This is a genomic window from Psychrobacter aquaticus CMS 56 (assembly GCF_000471625.1).
Classification (GTDB): Bacteria; Pseudomonadota; Gammaproteobacteria; order Pseudomonadales; family Moraxellaceae; genus Psychrobacter; species Psychrobacter aquaticus.
The window spans coordinates 127,209-147,965 of record NZ_AUSW01000013.1; the positions used below are offsets into that span (position 1 = coordinate 127,209).

18 protein-coding genes are annotated in these 20,757 nt (G+C 43.3%); 7 read left to right on the plus strand and 11 right to left on the minus strand.

The window, feature by feature from the left end; translation table 11 throughout:
• Positions 1 to 132: 132 nt before the first annotated feature.
• The 4 genes from M917_RS02950 to erpA all read right to left on the minus strand — a co-directional run bounded on the left by M917_RS02950 (position 133) and on the right by erpA (position 4,188).
• Positions 133 to 819, minus strand: coding sequence for a copper resistance protein NlpE N-terminal domain-containing protein (locus M917_RS02950; RefSeq protein ID WP_227500810.1), 687 nt, complete (start codon positions 817 to 819; stop codon positions 133 to 135).
• A gap of 491 nt (positions 820 to 1,310) precedes the next feature.
• Entirely contained in the window at positions 1,311 to 1,838 is a 528-nt protein-coding gene (locus M917_RS02955) for a disulfide bond formation protein B (RefSeq protein WP_021813275.1), read from the minus strand.
• Between the two features lie 52 nt (positions 1,839 to 1,890).
• Positions 1,891 to 3,465 carry a glutamate--cysteine ligase gene (gene gshA, locus M917_RS02960; RefSeq protein WP_021813276.1) on the minus strand — a complete coding sequence of 525 codons (1,575 nt, stop codon included), beginning with the start codon at positions 3,463 to 3,465 and terminating at the stop codon, positions 1,891 to 1,893.
• A gap of 342 nt (positions 3,466 to 3,807) precedes the next feature.
• Positions 3,808 to 4,188, minus strand: a complete 381-nt coding sequence (gene erpA, locus M917_RS02965) for an iron-sulfur cluster insertion protein ErpA (RefSeq protein WP_021813277.1) — start codon at positions 4,186 to 4,188, stop codon at positions 3,808 to 3,810.
• A gap of 604 nt (positions 4,189 to 4,792) precedes the next feature.
• On the opposite strand from erpA, the gene M917_RS02970 reads away from it, so the two are divergent.
• On the plus strand, positions 4,793 to 6,814 hold the full coding sequence (locus M917_RS02970) for an ATP-binding cassette domain-containing protein (protein WP_021813279.1): 2,022 nt from the start codon (positions 4,793 to 4,795) through the stop codon (positions 6,812 to 6,814).
• Between the two features lie 101 nt (positions 6,815 to 6,915).
• Here M917_RS02970 and M917_RS02975 read toward each other — a convergent pair whose 3' ends face one another.
• The gene (locus tag M917_RS02975) at positions 6,916 to 7,278 is read right to left on the minus strand and encodes a septal ring lytic transglycosylase RlpA family protein (protein ID WP_021813280.1); all 363 of its coding nucleotides are present in this window, start codon (positions 7,276 to 7,278) and stop codon (positions 6,916 to 6,918) included.
• Between the two features lie 356 nt (positions 7,279 to 7,634).
• Here M917_RS02975 and M917_RS02980 point away from each other — a divergent pair, with 356 nt between their 5' ends.
• Positions 7,635 to 8,651, plus strand: coding sequence for a DnaJ C-terminal domain-containing protein (locus M917_RS02980; RefSeq protein ID WP_021813282.1), 1,017 nt, complete (start codon positions 7,635 to 7,637; stop codon positions 8,649 to 8,651).
• A 251-nt stretch (positions 8,652 to 8,902) separates the two neighbouring features.
• Positions 8,903 to 9,226: a chaperone modulator CbpM gene (locus tag M917_RS02985; RefSeq protein WP_021813283.1), complete on the plus strand. Its 324-nt coding sequence runs from the start codon at positions 8,903 to 8,905 to the stop codon at positions 9,224 to 9,226.
• A 78-nt stretch (positions 9,227 to 9,304) separates the two neighbouring features.
• Here the strand turns inward: M917_RS02985 and sstT are convergent, their stop codons facing one another.
• The 4 genes from sstT to M917_RS03005 form a co-directional block, all read right to left on the minus strand.
• Positions 9,305 to 10,507, minus strand: coding sequence for a serine/threonine transporter SstT (gene sstT / locus M917_RS02990; RefSeq protein WP_021813284.1), 1,203 nt, complete (start codon positions 10,505 to 10,507; stop codon positions 9,305 to 9,307).
• A 186-nt stretch (positions 10,508 to 10,693) separates the two neighbouring features.
• Positions 10,694 to 11,194 (minus strand): DNA polymerase III subunit chi, encoded by a 501-nt coding sequence (locus M917_RS02995; protein ID WP_021813285.1) that lies wholly within the window; start codon positions 11,192 to 11,194, stop codon positions 10,694 to 10,696.
• Between the two features lie 36 nt (positions 11,195 to 11,230).
• Entirely contained in the window at positions 11,231 to 12,889 is a 1,659-nt protein-coding gene (locus tag M917_RS03000; protein ID WP_021813286.1) for a leucyl aminopeptidase, read from the minus strand.
• Between the two features lie 252 nt (positions 12,890 to 13,141).
• Positions 13,142 to 13,747: a cysteine hydrolase family protein gene (locus M917_RS03005; RefSeq protein WP_040641758.1), complete on the minus strand. Its 606-nt coding sequence runs from the start codon at positions 13,745 to 13,747 to the stop codon at positions 13,142 to 13,144.
• 754 nt (positions 13,748 to 14,501) lie between these two features.
• Here M917_RS03005 and M917_RS03010 point away from each other — a divergent pair.
• Positions 14,502 to 15,776, plus strand: a complete 1,275-nt coding sequence (locus tag M917_RS03010; RefSeq protein ID WP_040641805.1) for an LPS export ABC transporter permease LptF — start codon at positions 14,502 to 14,504, stop codon at positions 15,774 to 15,776.
• The gene (gene lptG / locus M917_RS03015; RefSeq protein WP_021813289.1) at positions 15,776 to 16,984 is read left to right on the plus strand and encodes an LPS export ABC transporter permease LptG; all 1,209 of its coding nucleotides are present in this window, start codon (positions 15,776 to 15,778) and stop codon (positions 16,982 to 16,984) included. The genes M917_RS03010 and lptG overlap by 1 nt, the downstream gene beginning before the upstream one ends.
• A 107-nt stretch (positions 16,985 to 17,091) precedes the next feature.
• Here the strand turns inward: lptG and M917_RS03020 are convergent, their stop codons facing one another.
• On the minus strand, positions 17,092 to 17,721 hold the full coding sequence (locus tag M917_RS03020; protein WP_021813291.1) for a TetR/AcrR family transcriptional regulator: 630 nt from the start codon (positions 17,719 to 17,721) through the stop codon (positions 17,092 to 17,094).
• A 273-nt stretch (positions 17,722 to 17,994) separates the two neighbouring features.
• On the opposite strand from M917_RS03020, the gene M917_RS03025 reads away from it, so the two are divergent.
• On the plus strand, positions 17,995 to 19,149 hold the full coding sequence (locus M917_RS03025; RefSeq protein ID WP_021813292.1) for an epoxide hydrolase family protein: 1,155 nt from the start codon (positions 17,995 to 17,997) through the stop codon (positions 19,147 to 19,149).
• 188 nt (positions 19,150 to 19,337) lie between these two features.
• Here M917_RS03025 and M917_RS03030 read toward each other — a convergent pair whose 3' ends face one another.
• Positions 19,338 to 19,946, minus strand: a complete 609-nt coding sequence (locus tag M917_RS03030; protein ID WP_021813294.1) for a class I SAM-dependent methyltransferase — start codon at positions 19,944 to 19,946, stop codon at positions 19,338 to 19,340.
• A gap of 276 nt (positions 19,947 to 20,222) precedes the next feature.
• Here M917_RS03030 and M917_RS03035 point away from each other — a divergent pair, with 276 nt between their 5' ends.
• Positions 20,223 to 20,519, plus strand: a complete 297-nt coding sequence (locus tag M917_RS03035; RefSeq protein ID WP_021813295.1) for a hypothetical protein — start codon at positions 20,223 to 20,225, stop codon at positions 20,517 to 20,519.
• Positions 20,520 to 20,757: the final 238 nt, after the last annotated feature.

The following is a 20,757-nucleotide window of genomic DNA, read 5'->3' on the forward strand; positions in this document are numbered from 1 at the left end:
GTCTCATTAATTGAGCTTATTGAGTGTCATTCTATATTAGCATTTATAAGCTTGATTGCTTGGTATTTTTAATAAAGTCAATTATGAGTCGCATCTTATTATTTTTGCCTGATGGTTTATTTACATGCTGTGTTATTTTCGCGCCAGAATATAGTCATTATTAGGATTTTTGTACTCATCCATTAAGACAAGATGATTGTCTTGGATATGATAAGTCTCAATGCTTTTGTTTTCATAGACTATCGTAATTTTATTGTTGTCTTGACGATAAACACCAGATTCAACTAGCGGCGCTTGCGGTTTTTCAGGATGATTATAAATGCTAGTTTTTAAGACTGATCCGTCAGCAAACAAGTTCAATGTGACGTCAATACTGGCACAAGATTGACAAGGTACCATGCCACCATAATCACCCATCAATGTGGCTTGTAATGTGCTACTACTAGGCAACTCTGAGCTCATCAGCGATTGGTGCGTATGTGTGTCATTTACTGATTGGGCCGCTGCAATGAGCGATTGCCCTTCTTCTGTTACATCTAGCTCGCTATTAGCATTTGATTGAGCATTACTATCGTCTGATAAGCCCTCTGCTGCATTTCGTGACTCGAAGTCCTCTAAAGACTCCACAGGCACGACCTCAGTACGTACCTCTTTATTATCATTTGATGAGGCGCTGTCACAACCAACCAGTAGCATACACAGCGGCACCATTAGTAAATAGCGACTAAAGCGTCTGACAACAGTAGATATAGGAGCGCAAGCAGGTGCAAAAGATGTCATGGTCACCTCAAGTAACAAGTTATCAAATAATATTGCCAAAAAATGTCTATAGTATCGGCAACTTATTACGATTGTCAAAAGCGAAAGAGAATCATTCTAAAAAATAAAAGATGGCAATGATAATTGCCTTGTTTGAAGTTTTTGGGCGAGGGTATAGTGTCAATAACCTGTAGCTTATTGGCAATCATAAATAAGTGATGCCAAGATCCTATCGGCCAATCAAAAAATCAAATAAACTGTGTCAAGATATCAAAGGTTTAGAATATCTCTGTGGACTTTTTGTTATAGGTGGTATATCTAAAAGATAAGTATTGCCGTTTAAGTAGCCAAAAATTCGACTAATAAAGGTTATCAGAAGCGTTAAATAGTAGTATAGATCTAAACAGCTATAAGATAATAGAACACTTATAGCTGTTTAAGAGAAAGTAGCTGTTTAAGAGAAAGTAGCTGTTTAGAGAAAGTAGCTGTTTAGAGAAAGTAGCTGTTTAGAGAAATTCATCACGAAAAACAATAGGTATGACGACTATCGATTAAGCCAGACGATTTTGGGCAATAGGTCGCACGATGCGCCATAATATCAAAACATGTACCACCAGCAGTACACTGAATAAAATCAAAGATTGCTCAGGAATACTTAGACCCATAAATGTCCAATCGACAGTAGCACATTCACCAGAGCCTGCAAAAACTTCTTTGAACACCTGTAACATAGGAAGCGTATCTAGCCAATAGTCCAACCCTGGACCACAAGAAGGTACTTGATCGGCAGGCAAGTGCTGTAGCCACACATGACGCGCTGCCACCGCAGTCGCCCAACCAATACCAGCCAAACTACCAAGCCACAGTAATAACCTTACCGCCATAGGCTTTGGGTTAAACAACGCAGCTATCAGTGCAAAACCGCCCATTATCATCAGGCCAATACGTTGAAAGATACACAGTGGACAAGGCGTAAGGCCTAAATGGCGCTGCAAAAAAAACAGCGCAAAACTCATGCCTATCACGGTCATGAGTACTAGAAATATTTGCAAATTACGGTAAGTGGTCAGCTGTAGCATAGGGCCATTACTCTTATAAAGTAGTTATCTATAAATGCTAGATAGTCAAATTTTAGCGATACTGTTGCAAGAATTCCATGAAATCGGCCGTTTCTGCTTTTTCAATATCAGCCTGCTGTAGTATCGATTTTTCTGCCAATACTTCATACTGAGCTTGGGTATTTGGACTCAATGTCTGTTGCAATAAAGACTTGCGATGCTGCTGTGCCAAGGTAAAGCCGAGCTGCCATAGGCTACCTAAACGTTTACTGTCAGAGTTTACTTGTGCCGAGATGGTTGATTCAGAATGAACTGCTTTGCCTTGCATCAACGCAACCGCCGCACGGTAATCGTTGCCGCCATAATGAGCGTCTAGCAATGCGGCAAGTGGCTGCATACGCTCTAAATGCATCAGCATCCAACTTTCGAGTAATTGCTCCTCACCATTATTTATGATGTGCAAGCCTTCACGGCGACCTTCGTTCACCACGCGTTCAAGATTGATGGCCAACGTTTCTTCTTCTTCAGGCAATAAGTCTGGTGAATCGCTGAGCAGACAATATAGCGCCATGACTTCTAAGAAACACGCACTAGAGAGACGGATACCGACATCGCTATAAGGATCAAGATCAATGGCACGGAACTCCACATAAGCGATACCACGACGCTCAAGCGCTTCGGTCGGCGTCTCACCGCTCATCGCGATTTGTTTTGGGCGGATAGGGCTATAGTACTCATTTTCTATTTGTAGAATATGATTATTGATTTGAATCGGGTTGCCATCCGCATCCTCTAAGCCAAGCTTCTCAAAGCTTTCGTGCGGCGTTTGAATCGCACGGCGCAGGCCAGCGACATATTCTGGTAGATAATTATAACGAATATCAAGCTGTTCTTGCACACTATTGGTATAGCCAAGCTTGCCCATACGTAGGCTGGTTGCGGCAGGCTTATAGTAAGTGGAATCATTTAGCAGCTCTAAATCATGCTCACGCCCTGCGACAAAACAAGGACAAACGCTTGGGCTAGCACCCAATAAGTAAAGAACGAGGCTGGTCAGACGCTTAAAGTTACGAATAAGCCCCAAGTATTTTTCATTTTTGAATTCTGTCAGCGTTTGGCTCTGTGCGGTGGATGTCTGTGCTTGCCAGACTTCAAACAGTCCATCACCAAAAGATAAGTTGTAGTGTAAACCTGCAATGGTCTGCATGCGGCGGCCATAACGGATACCAAGACCACTACGATATAAGGTTTTTAGCTTGCCAGTATTAGAGCTGCCATAATCAGCCAATGGAATATCTTCATCCTTAGACGACAACATGCAGGGCATCGATAGCGGCCACATCAGCTCACCTTCAGGCAGGCCTTGATAAACCAGTACGTGCAGTTGACGCAGCATGTTCAGCGTTTCTTTTGGTGAAGTCTTGGGCTCAGTAATGAGTTCGAGCAGGCTTTCTGAATAATCAGTAGTAATAAAGGGGTGGGTTAATTTTGACCCAAGTTTTGCTGGATGGGGCGTTTGTGCCAAGTAACCATCAGGCCTAACACGTAGCCCCTCTTTTTCGATTCCGCGTAACATGCCGGTTAAATGCTTGTTGTCAAACCAATTGGGAATGTCAAAGCTGACAAAGCTACTCGCAAAATTACTCATAATAGTCATCTATTGTTATTTATTATGGTGGCTCAAAACACGACTGGCGTTTGACCATAAAAGAGGTAAATATTAGATTCTGAATGCCGTCAGTTTAGCTCAAAGCGGCGGTGAAAACCACGAACAATTACAAATACGATAAGCTTTACAAGGGTTCAACTGCCTACATTTCAGCGGATATTTAAATTAAAGTTTTTGTAAACAGTGCTTTACTATTACTGTATAAAATAAAAAGCATCTATCCAATCGGTAGATGCTTTGAATGCGCTATGTTAAGCCAATCATCATAGCGTCAGCTAACCACTAAAGCATCATAACGACAAATCTATGCTAACCATTCATCTAAATAGAGAATGACGAGCCACAGCCACAAGTGGTGGTGGCATTTGGGTTGGTCACGATAAAGCGCGCGCCCTCTAGACCTTCGGTATAATCGACAGTAGAACCTTGCAAGTATTGATAACTGAGCGAATCTACGACCAGCGTGACATCGCCATTATCAAAGTTGGCATCGTCTTCATTTAAGTCATTGGCAAAGTTAAAACCATAAGAAAAACCTGAACAGCCGCCGCCAGTCACGTAGACGCGTAGCATAAGGTCGCTATCACCTTCTTCTTCACGCAGGCGACGCACTTTTTGTGCGGCACTGTCGGTTAGGCTTAATATCGTTGGGTCTACTGGCTGGCTTGAGCTTGGACTAAATTGGTTGGCTGATTCGTTCATATCTACCTCAGTGGCTAGGATCAAAGGCGGTCGTCATCCTGTTTGGGTTTGCAATGAATAGGTTGCAAATAAAGATACGCACGGCGTTTGATTCGATTGGGTGCTGTCATTATGGCAATGCTGTCAGGACATTATAAATATTATATGAAAGCCATCACAACGGTTTCATTGATTACTGACACATATCTGGTAGCAGTATATCATAATGGGGATGACGATTCGTTTGTCAAGCGTGTTATGACCAACCAAATTTAACGCTCTAATTTTAGCCTTCATTGTGCTGATAAATACCTACAGTAGATTCAATTTAAAATTTTTCGCATGCTATTGGAATAAATCTCTTGTAGCCTCTGTCACGCTTGCGAACAGCGAGCAAAAGAAATTTATACCAGTAGTACTCTGATATTAACGTATCGATTTTATTTTGTACTGGCTATATAAAACTAAGCGCTTTTTACCTTAATAAATACTTAGTTTTGAAATAGTTATTTAATCGTTTGCCTATGGGTCAAGCGTTTGAAATAATAGCCACCAATTAGCATGCCACATGTGTGTTTTTCTTATTGCCTTATATTTTATATTACTGTTGAGATGAAGAAATTATATGATCGAATTTAAAGACGTTGGTGTTCGCCGTGATGGTCGTGAACTGTTTGCAGGTGCAAGCTTCCAGCTACATCCGGGCCACAAAGTTGGCTTAACGGGCAATAACGGCACGGGCAAATCTACCTTGTTTGCCTTACTATTGACGCGAATGGGAACAGGCGACACCGAGGTCACGCTTGATAAAGGTGAGGTCAGTATTCCTGATAGCTGGCATGTGGCGCACATGGCACAGGAAGTGGGCGCGACGACACAGACGGCGATTGATTATGTACTCAGTGGTGATGAGCAGTGGTATGAGATCAATGCTTCTTTAAATGATTTGAGTAGCGTGAGCGATGAGCAGATTGGGATATTGCATCAGCAGTTTGATGAGATTGATGGCTATCGTACGCCCACCAAAGCGGCACAAATTATGGCAGGTCTTGGTTTTAATACCAGCCAGCATGAGCTGCCAGTAGAAGGGTTTTCGGGTGGTTGGCGCATGCGTTTGAATCTTGCCAAAACCTTGATGAGCCGTGCGGATTTAATGTTACTCGATGAGCCAACCAACCATTTGGATTTGGATGCTATCTTGTGGCTTGAGACTTGGATCAATGCATTTACCGGTTTGGTCATCGTCATCTCGCATGACCAAGCATTTTTAGACGCAACCGTCGGTCATATTTTGCATGTCGAACAACAAAAAATCACCCTTTATACTGGTAATTATCAGCAGTTTATCCATACTCGTCATGAGCGTATGGCGCAGCAGCAACAGGCGTTTGAAAAGCAAGAAGCGACCAAGGCACATTTGGACGACTTTATTCGTCGTTTCCGCGCCAAGGCCAGTAAAGCCAAACAAGCCCAGAGCCGTATCAAGCAGCTTGAGCGTATGGCGGAGCTGTCACCAATGATGGCAGACAATCCTTTTTCTTTCCGCTTTTATGAGCCAGCAAACATGAGCTCACCGCTGATTGAGCTGACCAAAGCAGATATTGGCTATAGCGATACCCCACTTTTATATAATGCCAATGTGCAAGTGACCCCTGACACACGTCTTGGCTTACTGGGCATGAATGGCGCAGGTAAATCAACGCTGATCAAAGCCTTGGTTGGTGAGCTTGGTGTGTTGTCAGGCACGTATCGGGTATCTGATACCATCAAGCTTGGCTACTTCAACCAGCACCAAATGGACGTACTGGATGCTGCTGCGACGCCCTTGCAAATGATGCGTCGTCTGGCTGGAAAAACCTCAGATGCCGAGCTGCGTTCATTCTTAGGCAGTTTTGACTTTCGTGGTGATCGAATCGATACGCCAAGTGAGTTATTTTCTGGTGGCGAGCGCGCGCGTTTGACCTTGGCATTGATTGTTTGGCAACGTCCAAACGTCCTGGTACTCGATGAGCCAACCAACCATTTAGACTTACAAATGCGCCAAGCATTGACTATAGCCTTGCAAGGATTTCAAGGCGCTGTGGTACTGGTCTCGCACGATCGCGAGCTGATTGCCAACGTCTGTGACGAGCTATTTTTGGTGCATGATGGTCAAATCGATGAGTTTGATGGTGACATCAGCGATTATGGTAAATGGCTGGCAGAAAAGCGCAAACAAGAGAATTCGACAGATAAAAGTAGCAGTAAGAAAAAGAACAAAAAAGAGAGTAAGAAATTTGTTTCACGTGAAACATTTAATAGTCAAGCGAGTAATAAAGCGCCTACGGTATCATCGAAAAAAAAAGCTACTGAACCTGCTCTGAGTAAGGAAGAGCAGCGTAAACAGGCGGCAGAACAACGCAAATTAACTGCACCCGTTCGCCGTGACATTGCAAATACCGAAAAAACCTTGGCTAAGATTGCTGACAAACTGGCCGCACTCGAAGAAAAGCTGGCTGATACTGGTCTATACGAAGAGAGTCGTAAATCTGACTTGCTGGTTTTACTGAATGAGCAGACAGCATTACAACAGCAACATAGCGATAATGAAGACACGTTATTGCAATCGATGACGACGTTAGAGGAAATGGAAGCGGGTTTTGAGTAGAGCCTTTTAAATCGCAGGTTTTGATTGTTTTTTGAGCCATGTTTGGTTTATAAAAGCAGTCACAAAAAAGGGAGAGCGCTGGCTCTCCCTTTTTTATTATATTATTCCTTACGATATCTACCATCACCATAAGACAGTATTTCCATTGTGGTGGTACACAATTGGCAGTTTATTTGACCAGCAGCGGCTTTGGATAAATCAAGAATACGACCTCGAATAAACGGCCCTCTGTCTGTGATTTTCACAATGACACTCTGCTTTGTATTTTTGTTCGTCACTTGTACCTTTGTACCAAACGGCAAGGTGCGATGCGCCGCGGTTAAAGAATTCATATTAAAAATACTACCACTTGCCGTACGTTTGCCATGGAACTTACTGCCATAATAGCTGGTATTTCCAGCAAAAACAGTGGTGCTCAGCAATAGTGATAAGGTGACAACCAAAGACTTGATTAAATAAGACATTTAATACCTTTAAGCAATTTATAAAATAGACAGATACACTTGCCTATGGTATTTATACTCCCTATGAGTATGAATAATATGGGTATTTTACAGCGAAGAGCTTGTCATATTCTTACAGCTGTGTAAAAAAACTCTCAAGACCAAATTATTTTTATCGCTTCATTTCACAGGCCCCAAGGTCGAGATTATTCTTAGTAATATTTATATCACTGTCTTTACTTTTTTTATTGCTATCATTGGCAGTAGATAGAGTGCAGTCACAATCTGTTATGTCACAGTCAAAAAACTCCATACCATATCGTTTAAAATTGGCATATCAGTAACATTAACATGCTTTTATTTTGAGGAAAAACAACATGGCAGAGAAAAACTACTATGACATTTTAGGGGTCAAAAAAAACGCCTCAGACGCCGATATCAAAAAAAAGTACCGTAAGCTCGTCCGTCAATACCACCCTGACGTCAGCGATGACCCAGACGCTGATAACAAGATTGCAGAGATCAATAACGCTTACGAAACCATCAGAGATAAAGACAAAAGGGCTGAATATGACGCCATGTTAGACAATCCCTTTGTCGGTCAAAGTGGCGGTTTTGGTGGTCAATCTGCAAGTGGTGGGCAAGGCGGCTACCGCTGGGAAGATATTAAAGATCAGTTCGGTGATGGCGAAGCCTATGGCGATGGTGGTTTTCGCTTCGATGATATTTTTTCGGCGTTTGGTCGCGGTGCGCGGGGCTCGACGAATGGGCAGGCAAGTGGCCAATCGCAACGTGGCGGCTTCGATCAGTTTGGGGGTGGTTTTGGGTCGCAAGACAGCAAAGGGCAAGATCAGCATGCAGAGATTACCGTTGATTTGGCCTCGGTTTATGACGGTGATGATTATAGTATTAAGCTGAATGTTCCTGTGCGCCAGCCTAATGGTAGCGTGGAGTATGACAACAAAACGCTTAAAATTAAAATTCCTAAAGGCATCACTGACGGTAAACAAATCCGCCTAGCAGGACAAGGTGCGGCTGGTAATGGCAGTGGCAAAAACGGTGATTTATTCTTAAAAGTTAAAATTCGTCATGCAGACAATATCCGTATCGACGGTGCTGATGTCTATCAAACCGTCAATATAGCGCCATGGGAAGCCGCATTGGGTGAAAAAATTAATGTCAACACGCCAGCCGGCACACTAGCGGTGACGATTCCTAAAAACAGTAAGTCTGGCAACAACTTACGCTTAAAAGGCAAAGGCATCCCTGCCAAACAAGCGGGCGACTTATATTTGACATTAAACATCGTCAACCCTGATATCAGTACTGAGGCAGCAACGCAGGCTTATGAGCAGCTCAAACAAGCCTTTGCTGATACCAATATTAGTCGTTAATGGTCACCAAAAATTACTCACATTAAAATACTATAGTGAGTTCATTATAAAAATGAGTCAGCGGGACTGGTATGCTTATCTTTAAACGAGAAGTTTCGTCGCATCGAGCTGCGAAGGCACAGCAAGTAAGAAAAATTCATACCAGTTCAGCGTTGAAATATAATATGTTCGTTTTATTTAGAATCGACTATATGACAGAGATGAAGACCATACGATAACGATGAAATAACGTGCAAACGAGGACAATCGCTATGAAACATTCGCCTGAATTTACCGACATTATCATGAACTTAGATGAGCTGGTATCCGCCTGCGGCCAAGATCGCCAGTGGGTTATCGAGTTGATTGAAGAAAATATCATTGAGTATGACGTGCCAGAGCATGAGCAATTCACCGGTTATCAGTTAACGACGGTGCGCCGTGCCTCACGCCTTAGCCGCGACTTTGAAGCCAGCGTTCCTGCTATTGGTTTGATACTTGAGTTATTGGATGAGCTTGAACAATTACGCCGACTCAAACGTCAGTTAGATATGCAGACACCCGTGATTGAAGTGAATGCTGATAATTTGAAATAGTTAAATTAATCAGTAGAATAGACAACAAAAAGGGCCTTAGTGGCCCTTTGTCGTTTTTGTGATGATTATTTTTTTAAATTAACGCGAATACGTAGGATCAGCGGCAGCGGTAAACAGCACATCAGTTGATGAGTTCAATGCTGTTTCTGCCGAGTCTTGTATCACTCCAATGATAAAACCAATTGCGACCACTTGCATGGCAATGTCGTTTGGGATACTGAACAAGCTAGCTGCTAGCGGAATTAACAGCAAAGAACCACCCGCGACACCAGACGCGCCGCAAGCACTGATGGTCGCCACCAAGCTCAATAAAAGCGCAGAAGCAAATGTCACTTCGATACCGAGCGTATGTGCTGCTGCTAGCGTCAACACATTAATGGTAATCGCCGCACCTGCCATATTAATCGTCGCACCGAGTGGAATCGTCACCGAATACGTGTCTTCATGTAAACCCAGTTTGCGAGCGAGGTTCATGTTGACCGGAATATTAGCCGCTGAGCTGCGAGTAAAGAATGCGGTAATCCCTGACTCACGTAAGCAAGTAAACACCAGTGGATAAGGGTTTTTGCCTGTCTTGATAAGTACGATGAGGGGATTGGCGACCAAAGCGATAAAGAGCATACAACCGACCAGTACCAGCAAAATACGCGCATAACCAGCCAAAGCGGCAAAGCCTGTCTCAGCGACCGTATTGGCAACCAAACCCAAGATACCAAAAGGCGCTAGCGCAATGATCCATTTGACCACTTGTGAGATGGCATCAGAAAAATCACTGACCACGGCACGCGCGGTATCGCTGGCTTGACGCAGTGCAAAACCGATGATAATTGCCCACGCCAAAATCCCAATATAGTTGGCTTCGGCAAGAGCATTGACAGGGTTTGCGACCAAATTCATGAGCAGGTTGGTCAACACTTCTTTTAGACCTGCTGGTGGTACTTGCTCAATCGTGGCATTGACCAAAACCAGTTCTGTCGGAAACAAAAAGCTTGCACCGACGGCGGTCAGAGCTGCCAAAAAAGTGCCGAACATGTACATAATAAGCACTGGTTTGACATAAACTTCATTGCCACTGCGGTGTTGGCTAATGGCTGCCATGACCAAAATAAAGACCAAAATCGGTGCAACTGCCTTTAGCGCGCCAACAAACAGCGTCCCCAACAAACCTAGGGCAATACCGACGTTTGGTGCTAACCAACCAATGAACACCCCTAATATCAGGCCAATAATAATCAGCGGCACCAGCCCTATACGCTGGTACATCGCAATCAATGAACGCATTTATACACCCTCGAATCAGTCAATCAATCAGAATTTATACTAACAGTAGAAAATTAATCGAAGGATGGTAGCATTTTTTCAGATAAGCGCCTACCTCTAACCCAAACTTGCATAGGTTTAGGGGTTTTGAAAAACACCTAGTAATAGAGAAGTTAGAGGATTTTTATGGATGAATATATAGAGGTATTAGAGTTTAAAGTAAGTCAACTCATAGCCCAGTTGTTGATAGCTTTTATACTTTTGACGGCCTTCTTGCACACTGCTAGGGTCGGGCTTTATTAGCTCCAGTACGCGAGTGGGATGCGCATTATTGGTGGCAGCCATAAAGGTATTCACAGGATGCCGTGTGGTATTAAGTACGATACCTTTAAAGTCGGCTTGCATATAACGACCCAGCAAAACAGGCGCTAAAGATTTACTGTCGATAGGGTGATTGGCAATGTCAGTATCAGTGCCTTTATTATCAGAACCTACAGCATCAACATCCGAAAGACGTTGATGCGGTATAAAGCTGACGGCGTCGACTGCCCATAGTGCCTCATCAAGCGTCGATAGCAGTTTCTCATCATCAATAAGAATCAGCACCGACTGAGTGCTCTTATTGAGTGCGGTTTGGGTCAACTGACAAATAAAGCCCAAGAAATCTTGGGCTTTACTCTCACTTAACACATAAAAACTGATGTTCATAAAGTGATTTTCAAAAATTGGTTTTTCATGAGTTAATTAGGCCATATTTGCGCTGTTTTTTAAGTATTGCATAAATAGCGGGACAGGACGACCCGTTGCTGCTTTGTCTGTTCCTGAATTCCATGCCGTGCCAGCGATGTCTAAATGCGCCCATGCTTGACCTTCTTCGACAAAACGCGACAAGAAACACGCAGCGGTGACAGCGCCTGCACCTTTACCACCGATGTTTTGCATATCAGCGATGGGCGAGTCGAGCTGTGCTTGATATTCGTCATCCATTGGCATGTGCCAAATGAGATCACCGGATAGATTGCTGGCGTTTTCCAGATCGAACAACACATCTTCGTCATTACTAAAGACCGCTGAACGTACATGACCCAATGCAACCACACAAGCACCAGTCAATGTGGCAACATCAATGATGGCTTTTGGATTATAGCGCTGCACGTAGCATAGCGTGTCTGCCAATACCAAACGACCTTCGGCATCTGTGTTTAAGATTTCAACTGATTTGCCGTTCATGGCTTTGACGATATCACCTGGGCGCGTGGCATCCCCTGATGGCATGTTTTCAGCACAAGCGAGAGCACCAACGACGTTGATCGGTAGACGCGCTTCACACAAGGCTTTAATCGTACCCAGTACTGAGGCTGAACCACCCATGTCAAACTTCATCTCATCCATCGCTGCGCCGGGTTTGATTGAAATACCGCCTGAGTCAAAAGTTACGCCTTTACCGACTAAGACGATAGGTGCATCATCGTTTGCTGTTTGGGTATTAGCATCACTATTTTTATCAGTCTTTTTGGTGGCTTTCTTAGTAGGCAGTTTATCCGCCAGCGCTTTTAAACCGCCCGTTACTTTGGCGTTATTCATAGTTGCTTTATCAGTATCAGCATGGGCACTAAATGCTGACTTACCTTGATATTCCATCAGTACCAGCTTGCCTTCTTTGGTAGAGCCTTGCGCCACGGCCAAAAAGCAATGCATACCTAGCGCTGACATCTCGTCTTCGCCTAACACGGTGACTTTTAGAAGGTCAGGATAAGTTTTTGCCAGTTCTTGCGCTTGATCCGCCATATAAGCTGGGAAACAGATGTTACCTGGTTCATTTGCAACATCACGAGTCAGGCTCTGACCAGTAAAGACCGCTTGTGCAAAGGTTAATGACGCTTGCAATGCTGGGTCAGCAAGTAAGTAAATATCTGTCAATACAGGTGTTTTTTGCTCAGATTTGTATTTATCAAAACGATAAGTCGCCGCCAATAAGTTCAGAGCAAACTGATTGAATTGGTTTTCTTCTAAAGCGTCACCCAACGCAACAGTGATAGAGTCCACGCGTTTTTGTGTGCTTTGATAAATAGTTTTGGCAATTTTTTGCAGTACACTATGGCTTAGCTTATCAACGCTACCCACACCGACTAATAAAAGTTGTACAGGGTTTTGTTTGGTGGTCTTTTTATCGCCTGCTAAGGCATAATCTTCTACTGTTTCACAAGCACTACCATTGAAATGTGACACCTCAATCAGTTGCTCAATGCGTGTTTGATAGTCGCTCAGTACTGATTCAGCCAAGATGTTTTTCTTATCATCGATTAAGACAACAAGACAGGCCGCATCTTTGTTTTTGGCTTCTTTTTTGAGGATTTTTTGCGTATGGGTTTTTGGTAAGGTTTGGGTTAATTTGATATTCATATAATTATCCTTATTAGCGTTATGAAAAATTCAAGTGATGAAACTACAGGTTTTATTTAATTGGTTATACCTGCCGACATGTTTGGCTCTCTAGCCATCGCAATAGTGTAGCATATTGCGAGACGAGTGCGCAGCGAGCAAGGCTTAGGTAATATGTTCGAACAACTTTACTATGCCCGCTTGCGCTATCGTCTACATCGCAGCATAAAAATAAAGGCATGAAAATAAAAGTATTGAAAGGGCGCTAGGCAATCAGCTGTTAACCAACACATCGGTCGATACTAAAGCGGCAAATCTGTCTTGCAGCGCTGCCATCGCTGTATCGTGCATGACCTCAGCGCTAATCGCTTCTTTTTTTGTATTAGGCAAATCGCGAGTGGCACAGGCATCATGACAAACAAAACTCTGGAAACCCAAATCAAACGCGGCTCGAACGCTGGAGCTGACACACATGTGACTCATAAAACCTGCAAAAATAATCTGCTGCTTTTGCGCGTCAGAAATAAGAGTTTGAAGTGACGTATCGTAAAAGGCGTTGGGATGTTTTTTGGTGATGACCGTTTCATTGTCATGCAGTTGTAGGGCATCGACAATCTCAACATTGGCGGATAAAGGGTCAAACACCTTGCCATTTTCTGCACCGTGGTGCGCGATATGAAAAATAGGAATGTTTTGATCACGTGCTTTATCAAGTAATAGGCGTGCATTTTTAATGGCATTTGCTCCTGCTTGTCCCAATGGCATCGCGCCATTGACGTACTCGTTTTGATAGTCAATCAAGACAAGGGCGCAATTTGACCAATCAAGCGGCTCAAATGCACCACCAGCGAGTTGTAGTAGGGTAGAGGGCGTAGACATAGGCTTATTCATCAGTAGGGTTCTCCGTTGAGTGGTATTGTTTTAAGTGACTCTTGTTTTAAGTGACTATTATTTTAAGCGATATGGTTTTTAGTAATATGGGTTTAAGCGATATGGTTTTGAATGATATGAATAGAAATCTGAATATTCTTAGTCTAGCAATTAATATCACGGATACACGGTCAATGATACGAATGACAAACAAACCTCTCTAAAGTTAATAAAGCACAAACGTAATAGAAGAAACCTACTTAGCCTATAGTGGTTTTATATTTCATATTCCCTTCGTTGTATCAGCCATCAGTCGATCTGGCAACGGCAGCAGCAAGAGAGATGCAATGTTTTCAAACACATTTCACAGCCATTTTTGACCAAAATATGCTACGATTAGTCGTTATATTTATCGCTAGTATTTATCAGGTGTGGCTAACTATATAGTCGATACTAAATAAAATAGATACATAACATGATGATGCGAGACTGACACAAATTTTTCTTGTTTGCTGTGCCTGCGCAGCTCGATACGACAAAAAATTTATCCCAGTCTCGCTGTGTTTGTTTTATATCAACCTAAGTATAGATACGGTTTTTTGATATCTGTTTTTGTGCCTGTTTACTTGTCTGCTTGAGCAGCACTCTGTCGATAATATGCATCTGTCATGTTTGCATCTGTCCATAGCCTGTCCATAATTATGCGAAAAATTGCCCGCATACCAACCCATTAAGAGTGCCTATTGTGATATTACGCCGCTATATGACGCAACAAGTTGCCGCAACGACCGCTTTGGTACTGGGGTTTTTAGTGGTGATGATGCTGGGCGGTCGTTTGATTCGTTACTTTGGTATTGCCGCAGAAGGCAACTTAGATATCAGCTTGTTGTTTACCATTATTGGTTATAACTTGCCGTACTTTTTAGAGCTGATTCTGCCATTGGCGTTTTTTATCGCGCTGATGCTGGTATTTGGGCGCTTGTACGTGGATCAAGAAATGGCGGTGATTAATGCCAGCGGCGTGTCGCGCGGCAGGCTTGCGCGGTTGATGACGCCATTGATATTGGCATTGTTTGTGGGTGAAGCGGCTCTATCTATGGTTGGCAAACCATGGGGTGTGCGCTCATCCGAGAGCGTTTGGCAACAGCAAGCGTTGACCAGTGCATTTGATTTAATTCGTCCCAATGAGTTTATCAGTAGTGGCAATTATCATTTGTATGTGGGCAGTTTGAGTGATGATAAAAAACAACTACAAGATGTGATACTTATCCAGTCAGAGCCTAATACAAAAGGTACCGCTGATAAAAGTACTGGCACAGATGTCAATAACCGTATTGATCCAGAAACCGCCGAGCAATTAAATATTCCAGAATTACCCAACGCGCTGGCCAATAATAACGCTATTAGCAAAGACACCATTACGCTAGCCAAACGTGCTGAGCAAGTAGACACGGGCAATAGCGGCGTCACCCAGTTAGACTTATTCCAAGGTCGACGTTATGAAGTGGGTGCAGGCAGTTTGAAATACAATCAAGTGGGCTTTGATCGTTATCGCATCACGCTGACGGAATCTTCCAAAGAAGTCATTACCGAAGACAATATCGAGACCCAAGCGATTGGCCCACTGTGGCAAGCTGCAACGGGTGGTACGCAAGTGGGTAGTGATAATGCACTGCGTGCGGCACAAGGAGAGCTGGGTTATCGCTTGGCGTTGCCGTGGCTTATGATCATTGCGCCTATGCTTGCGGTGCCGCTTGCGCAAGTACGCCCACGCCAAGGCCGTTGGTTGCGTCTGTTTCCTTCTATTTTGTTATTTGTCAGCTGCGCGCTGGGTATTATTTCACTCAAAAATGCGGTAAGTAAAGGCAGCGTCAGTGTATGGGCATATGCGTGGCTGGTGCTAGGGTTCATGATATTGGCGCTTTATATGAATTGGGGGAGCCGTGTGCAGCATCGATTGCGCTTTCGCAAACAAGAGAATGCAGCTTTAACGGTGGTTGATACTCAAAATAGTGGTTCACAAGGAGGGCTGTCTTAATGCGCTCCTTATTCTCAAAATCTTTGGCCACTGAGCAGCTGTCTAAAATGCCTAGTAATCTAAAAGTGCTGAGCCGTTATGTCAAACTCAACGCCTTGCTCGCCATCGTTGGCGCGGTAGTAGGTTTATGGGCGCTACAGTTGGTGTTCTCTTATTTATCAGAGCTGGATTCGTTAGATGACAGCTATACGATGAGTGAAGCCATTAAATACATCTTTTACCGCTCGCCATACTTTTTAGAGCAGTTTATCCCAACTGGCGCGTTACTTGGCGCGGTCGTAGGTTTGGGATTGCTTGCAAACAAAAGCGAGCTGGTCGTGATGCGCGCAGCTGGCGTGAGCGTTTATCGTATTGTCGGTTGGGTGTTACAGCCTGCTCTGATTTTTGTGCTATTAGCTTTGGCGATCAATCAGTTTGTATTGCCGCAGTCTAACCAGTTGGCAAAAGAGATTAACGATGCCGATAGTCGCTCGTTGGTTACCTCGGTACATGGTTATTGGACGGTGCAGCCGCGTTTTGAGAGTACAGAAGATGGCAGTACCAAGCCGGATGGTAGCGATATTTTGTATATCGATTATGCCGATGTCAAAGGCAATATCGGTGAGGTCAAGCGTTGGCATTTGGACAATAATGGCAATCTACAAACCGCCATTCACGCTGAGGACGGGCAATATATCGGTCGTGAACCGCTTGATACTACCAGTAGCAAACTGAGCGAGCAGTATCGTTACGAGTGGCAGCTCAATAATATGACCAAACTTAATATCAATCAGGGTTTTGAGAGTAGCCAAGCCATCTCACCATTAGATACTTTGAGTCTGCCGTTTGCGCCGGAGTCTGTATACTTGCTCACTCGCAAGGCAGAGGATTTGTCATTAACCCAGTTGTATGAGCATCGCCAGTTTATGCGCCAACAAGATCAGCGCTCTTTGAGTCATGAGCTGGCATTTTGGCAAAAGCTACTGTCGCCTTTATCTATCTTATCGCTGGTGATTGTCGCGTGCTCATTTGTCTTTGGCTCGCTGCGGACGCATAGTCTTGGTCTGCGTATCGTGGTGGCATTATTATTTGGTTTGTTGTTCAGTTACGTGCAAGACTTGGTAGGTTTTGTCTCGCTCGCAACGGGCTTTTCGCCCATGCTTATGGTGCTGTTACCGATTATCGGCAGTGCGATATTGGGTTGGTATTTGCTCAAACGGCAGATGTAGGCAAAATCATCATTCCTAAAAAAGTGTCTCTTATAAAGAAAGAAGTCCGCCAAAATACTGATGTTTTGGCGGGCTTTGTCATTTTAAAATACCGTAATGGCTATTTATCAATCGATTAACTTCAATGATTTTAAACATAATATCGCATCGTCAATTCTTTGATCAAGTGAGCTTTCGGTGTCTCCAAGTAGCATTCTCATCAAATAAGGTATGAACGCCATGTCGATGAATTTGTCTGCAATGAGCCTAGCATGATCAATGGCATCGCTGTTTAGTGTTGGGACAATCGCTTCTGAAAGCATCACGACGGCGGCTTCACGACCAATATAATCTACTTCGCGAATCAGAACGCCATGACGCGGCGCTTCTGTAATATAAAGACGCATTAGTCCCAAAGGTATGGGTTTAGTCGCTTCTCTAATCATTTTTTGACCGACTAGACGCAAGGTGTCCTGAGTGGATAACCCCTCGGATAGGTCTGCTATTGAAGGCATGGCAGAGGTGACATTTACTCGAATCATGGCCTCAAAAAGATCGGATTTAGTGCTATAGCGAGCGTACAAAGTGGGTTTGCTCACGTTTGCCTTATTTGCGATGGCTTCAAACGTTGTCCCATCTACCCCATGCTCAAGGAACAAAGCCGTCGCTGCCACCAAAATACGGGCATCTATCTTGGCAACTTCTGACAATGATGGTCGTCCACCTTTGCGCTTTGCTGGCTGATTGGCCTTTGTCATACTCCTCCTCTCCCGTACCAAAATCTAGTAATTTAACTAAACGAATTTGTTTAGATTAATTATAGGGTTTTTTATATGACAACAACAGTCATTTTCAGATTTTAAGTATTTTTTAAAGTCTAAGTAGATGGTTGGTAGCTCTAACAGAAAATAGATAAGAAGTTAGTGAGATTTTAATTGTAATTTAAGTATACGATGTCGTATAGTTAAATGGTTGTTTATAACAAACGCGTGTCTCTCTACTACCGCCTAATATTCAATCAAGGAAAAAACATGCCAAATACAATTCAGCCTTTCGTTTTAGACATACCTCAGTCCGACATTGATGACCTAAAAGAGCGCTTGTCTCGTACACGTTGGCCAACCGAAAGTCCTGTCGAAGATGGCAGACCAGGGCCACCACTTGCCAAAGTGCGTAAGCTTGTAGAATATTGGCGTGAGCAGTACGATTGGCGGCGCTGTGAGCAGTTACTGAATGACTGGGGTCAATATGTCACCGAAATAGATGGAGTTTCTATCCATTTTCTACATATTCGTTCAACACACAAGGAGGCGATGCCGCTATTGATGACGCATGGCTGGCCGGGTTCGGTACTAGAGTTTCGCCATGTTATTGATCGTCTGGTGAACCCTACCGACTATGGTGGATCTGTGGAGGATGCTTTTCATTTGGTGATACCTTCTATACCAGGGTTTGGCTTTTCTGGCAAACCAGATGAGACTGGTTGGAATCCAGCGCGAGTTGCGATGGCATGGATAGTCTTGATGCAGCGGTTAGGTTATGAGCAATGGTCGGCGCAAGGGGGCGACTGGGGTGCGATGGTAACGATGATATTAGGTCATATGGCACCAGATGCGCTTGCTGGTATTCATCTGAACTTTGTACCGTTTCAGCCAACGGATGCAGAAGTTGCAAATGCTGATGCCAATGAAAAAGCCATGCTGGCAGACGCGAAACGTTACGATGAAGAGTTTTCCGCCTATATGAAGCTGCAATGTTCAAGACCGCAATCAGTTGCTTTCTCGCTTGCCGATTCTCCGGTGGGACTTGCCGCTTGGATTTATGCGCTTTTCCAAGATGTTTCAGATAGCGACGGCAGTCCAGAAACGGTGTTTTCTTTCGACGAGATGATAGATGACATCATGCTTTACTGGTTGCCCAATGCAGGACCAAGCTCGGTGCGCTTTTACTGGGAGGCAGCGCAAGCTATGAGTACCAATAATATGACACCGCAGAAGATGCAAACCCCGATTGGTATTTCCATGTTCAAAGGCGAGCAAGTACGACTGTCACGTCGCTGGGCTGACGCACGATTTGACAATATCTTGCATTTCGCTCAGCACGAAAAAGGCGGGCACTTTGCCGCAATGGAGGCGCCTGAAGCGTTAGTCAATGATTTACGTGAGACGTTCCGATCGCTACGCTAATTCAAAATAGCGAGCTGGGTTTGAGTGCCAGCTCAGTATTTGTGATAGTAAAGCCGTATTTTCTCCAGCAGGCTCTACTTTCACAAATATGGCGCAAAAATAAGAGTATTTTAAATGCTGCACGTTTTAAATACTGTGTTTACAGGCATACCTAAGGATTTGCAGTGACATAGCATTAAAGGTATTTATTAATCTTTGGTCGCCATGGTAATCGTATAGGTTTTGCCTTGTTTGATCTTTTCGCTGTTGCCAAATACTTCGGTAAACGAGCGCTTCATAAACTGACGCAAGCCATTGATCGTCACCACATAAAAACGTCCACCTTTACGCATACGCGCATAGGCATCGAGGAAATATAGATAATGCTGCTCTTTGCCTACTTTGGCTGGCAAGTTTGACATTACCAAGCTAAAGTCTTTGTCTTTTGCCACATGATTAAAGCCATTTGATAAATGTACATCGACATTTTTTAGACCATTTTTTACACAGTTCAGACGCGCATATTCCACTGCCATAAAGTCTTTATCAATCAAGGTATGCAGACCGTTTGGACATTCACGCGCTGCTGTCATGCCGAGCACGCCATAGCCACAGCCCAAATCTATCGAATCATCATCCGCTTGAAAATCCACATAATCGAGTAGCATTAGGCTGCCGTCATCGAGCTTTTGCGGTGAAAAAATACCCCAAGTGGTCGCAAAATCAAACGGTTTACCCAGCACCTCTTGGCGAAAATTAATGTCTTCGCGCCAGTGTTGGGCGTTTTTTAGTAGGTCAGCAGGTGGTCTATGTTTCATGAGATTCTCGAATAATAGATAAGTAAAAGGTGGTACGCTGTCCAATCAGACAGTGCGAATAGTATGACGAGTATTGTAACGAGAAAAGGGGCAGTTTGCAGCTATCTATTCATAGGATTGTAAGTGGCGTTGATAAAGGTTTTTAGTAGTAGCTATATAGCTAACAAAAGCTGATTAACCAATTTATATAGAGATTAAGTATCTATGCTAGATTATAATTTCGCGTTAATAGAGCTAAAATCTCAATCTATCACTATTAATTAAGGAAGAGTAACTTTGAGTCAGATATTAGAGTTTTACTCACGTTTAGGTGAAAGTTTAAAAAACAATGGTATTAACGAAAAAGCCTTACCGATTAGTGAAACAAACACAATTTTAGATATTTATCTTTCTAATCATTTCTTGGTATTAGGTGGTGATATCTACGTTAAAAAAATAAATGGAAGTTTTGAGTTGTTTTATGCAGATTGGTTCTATGAGGGAGACAATATTGAAGACAGCATAACCAAAGCCAAAAAATATTTAAGGCAGTTTGGTAGAAAAGACTTGTATGTCTCTTTCGTAGTTAAATAAAGTGGGCTAGCGTAATAAAACAACATCATTGGAATATTGGATTGTTTATCGAGAAAAAATATGAGTGATCTTAATAAAGACTGGACACCTGGTTTTGGTACTATTTACACATGGTTTGCAATGGATAAAAATGGACGAATTGCCGTTATGGTGAATAACTGCTGGGGCGACCTACCGCAGTCAGTCTTAAATATCCCTAACGCTGAGCTATTATTGGATGACTTAAATGATTATATAG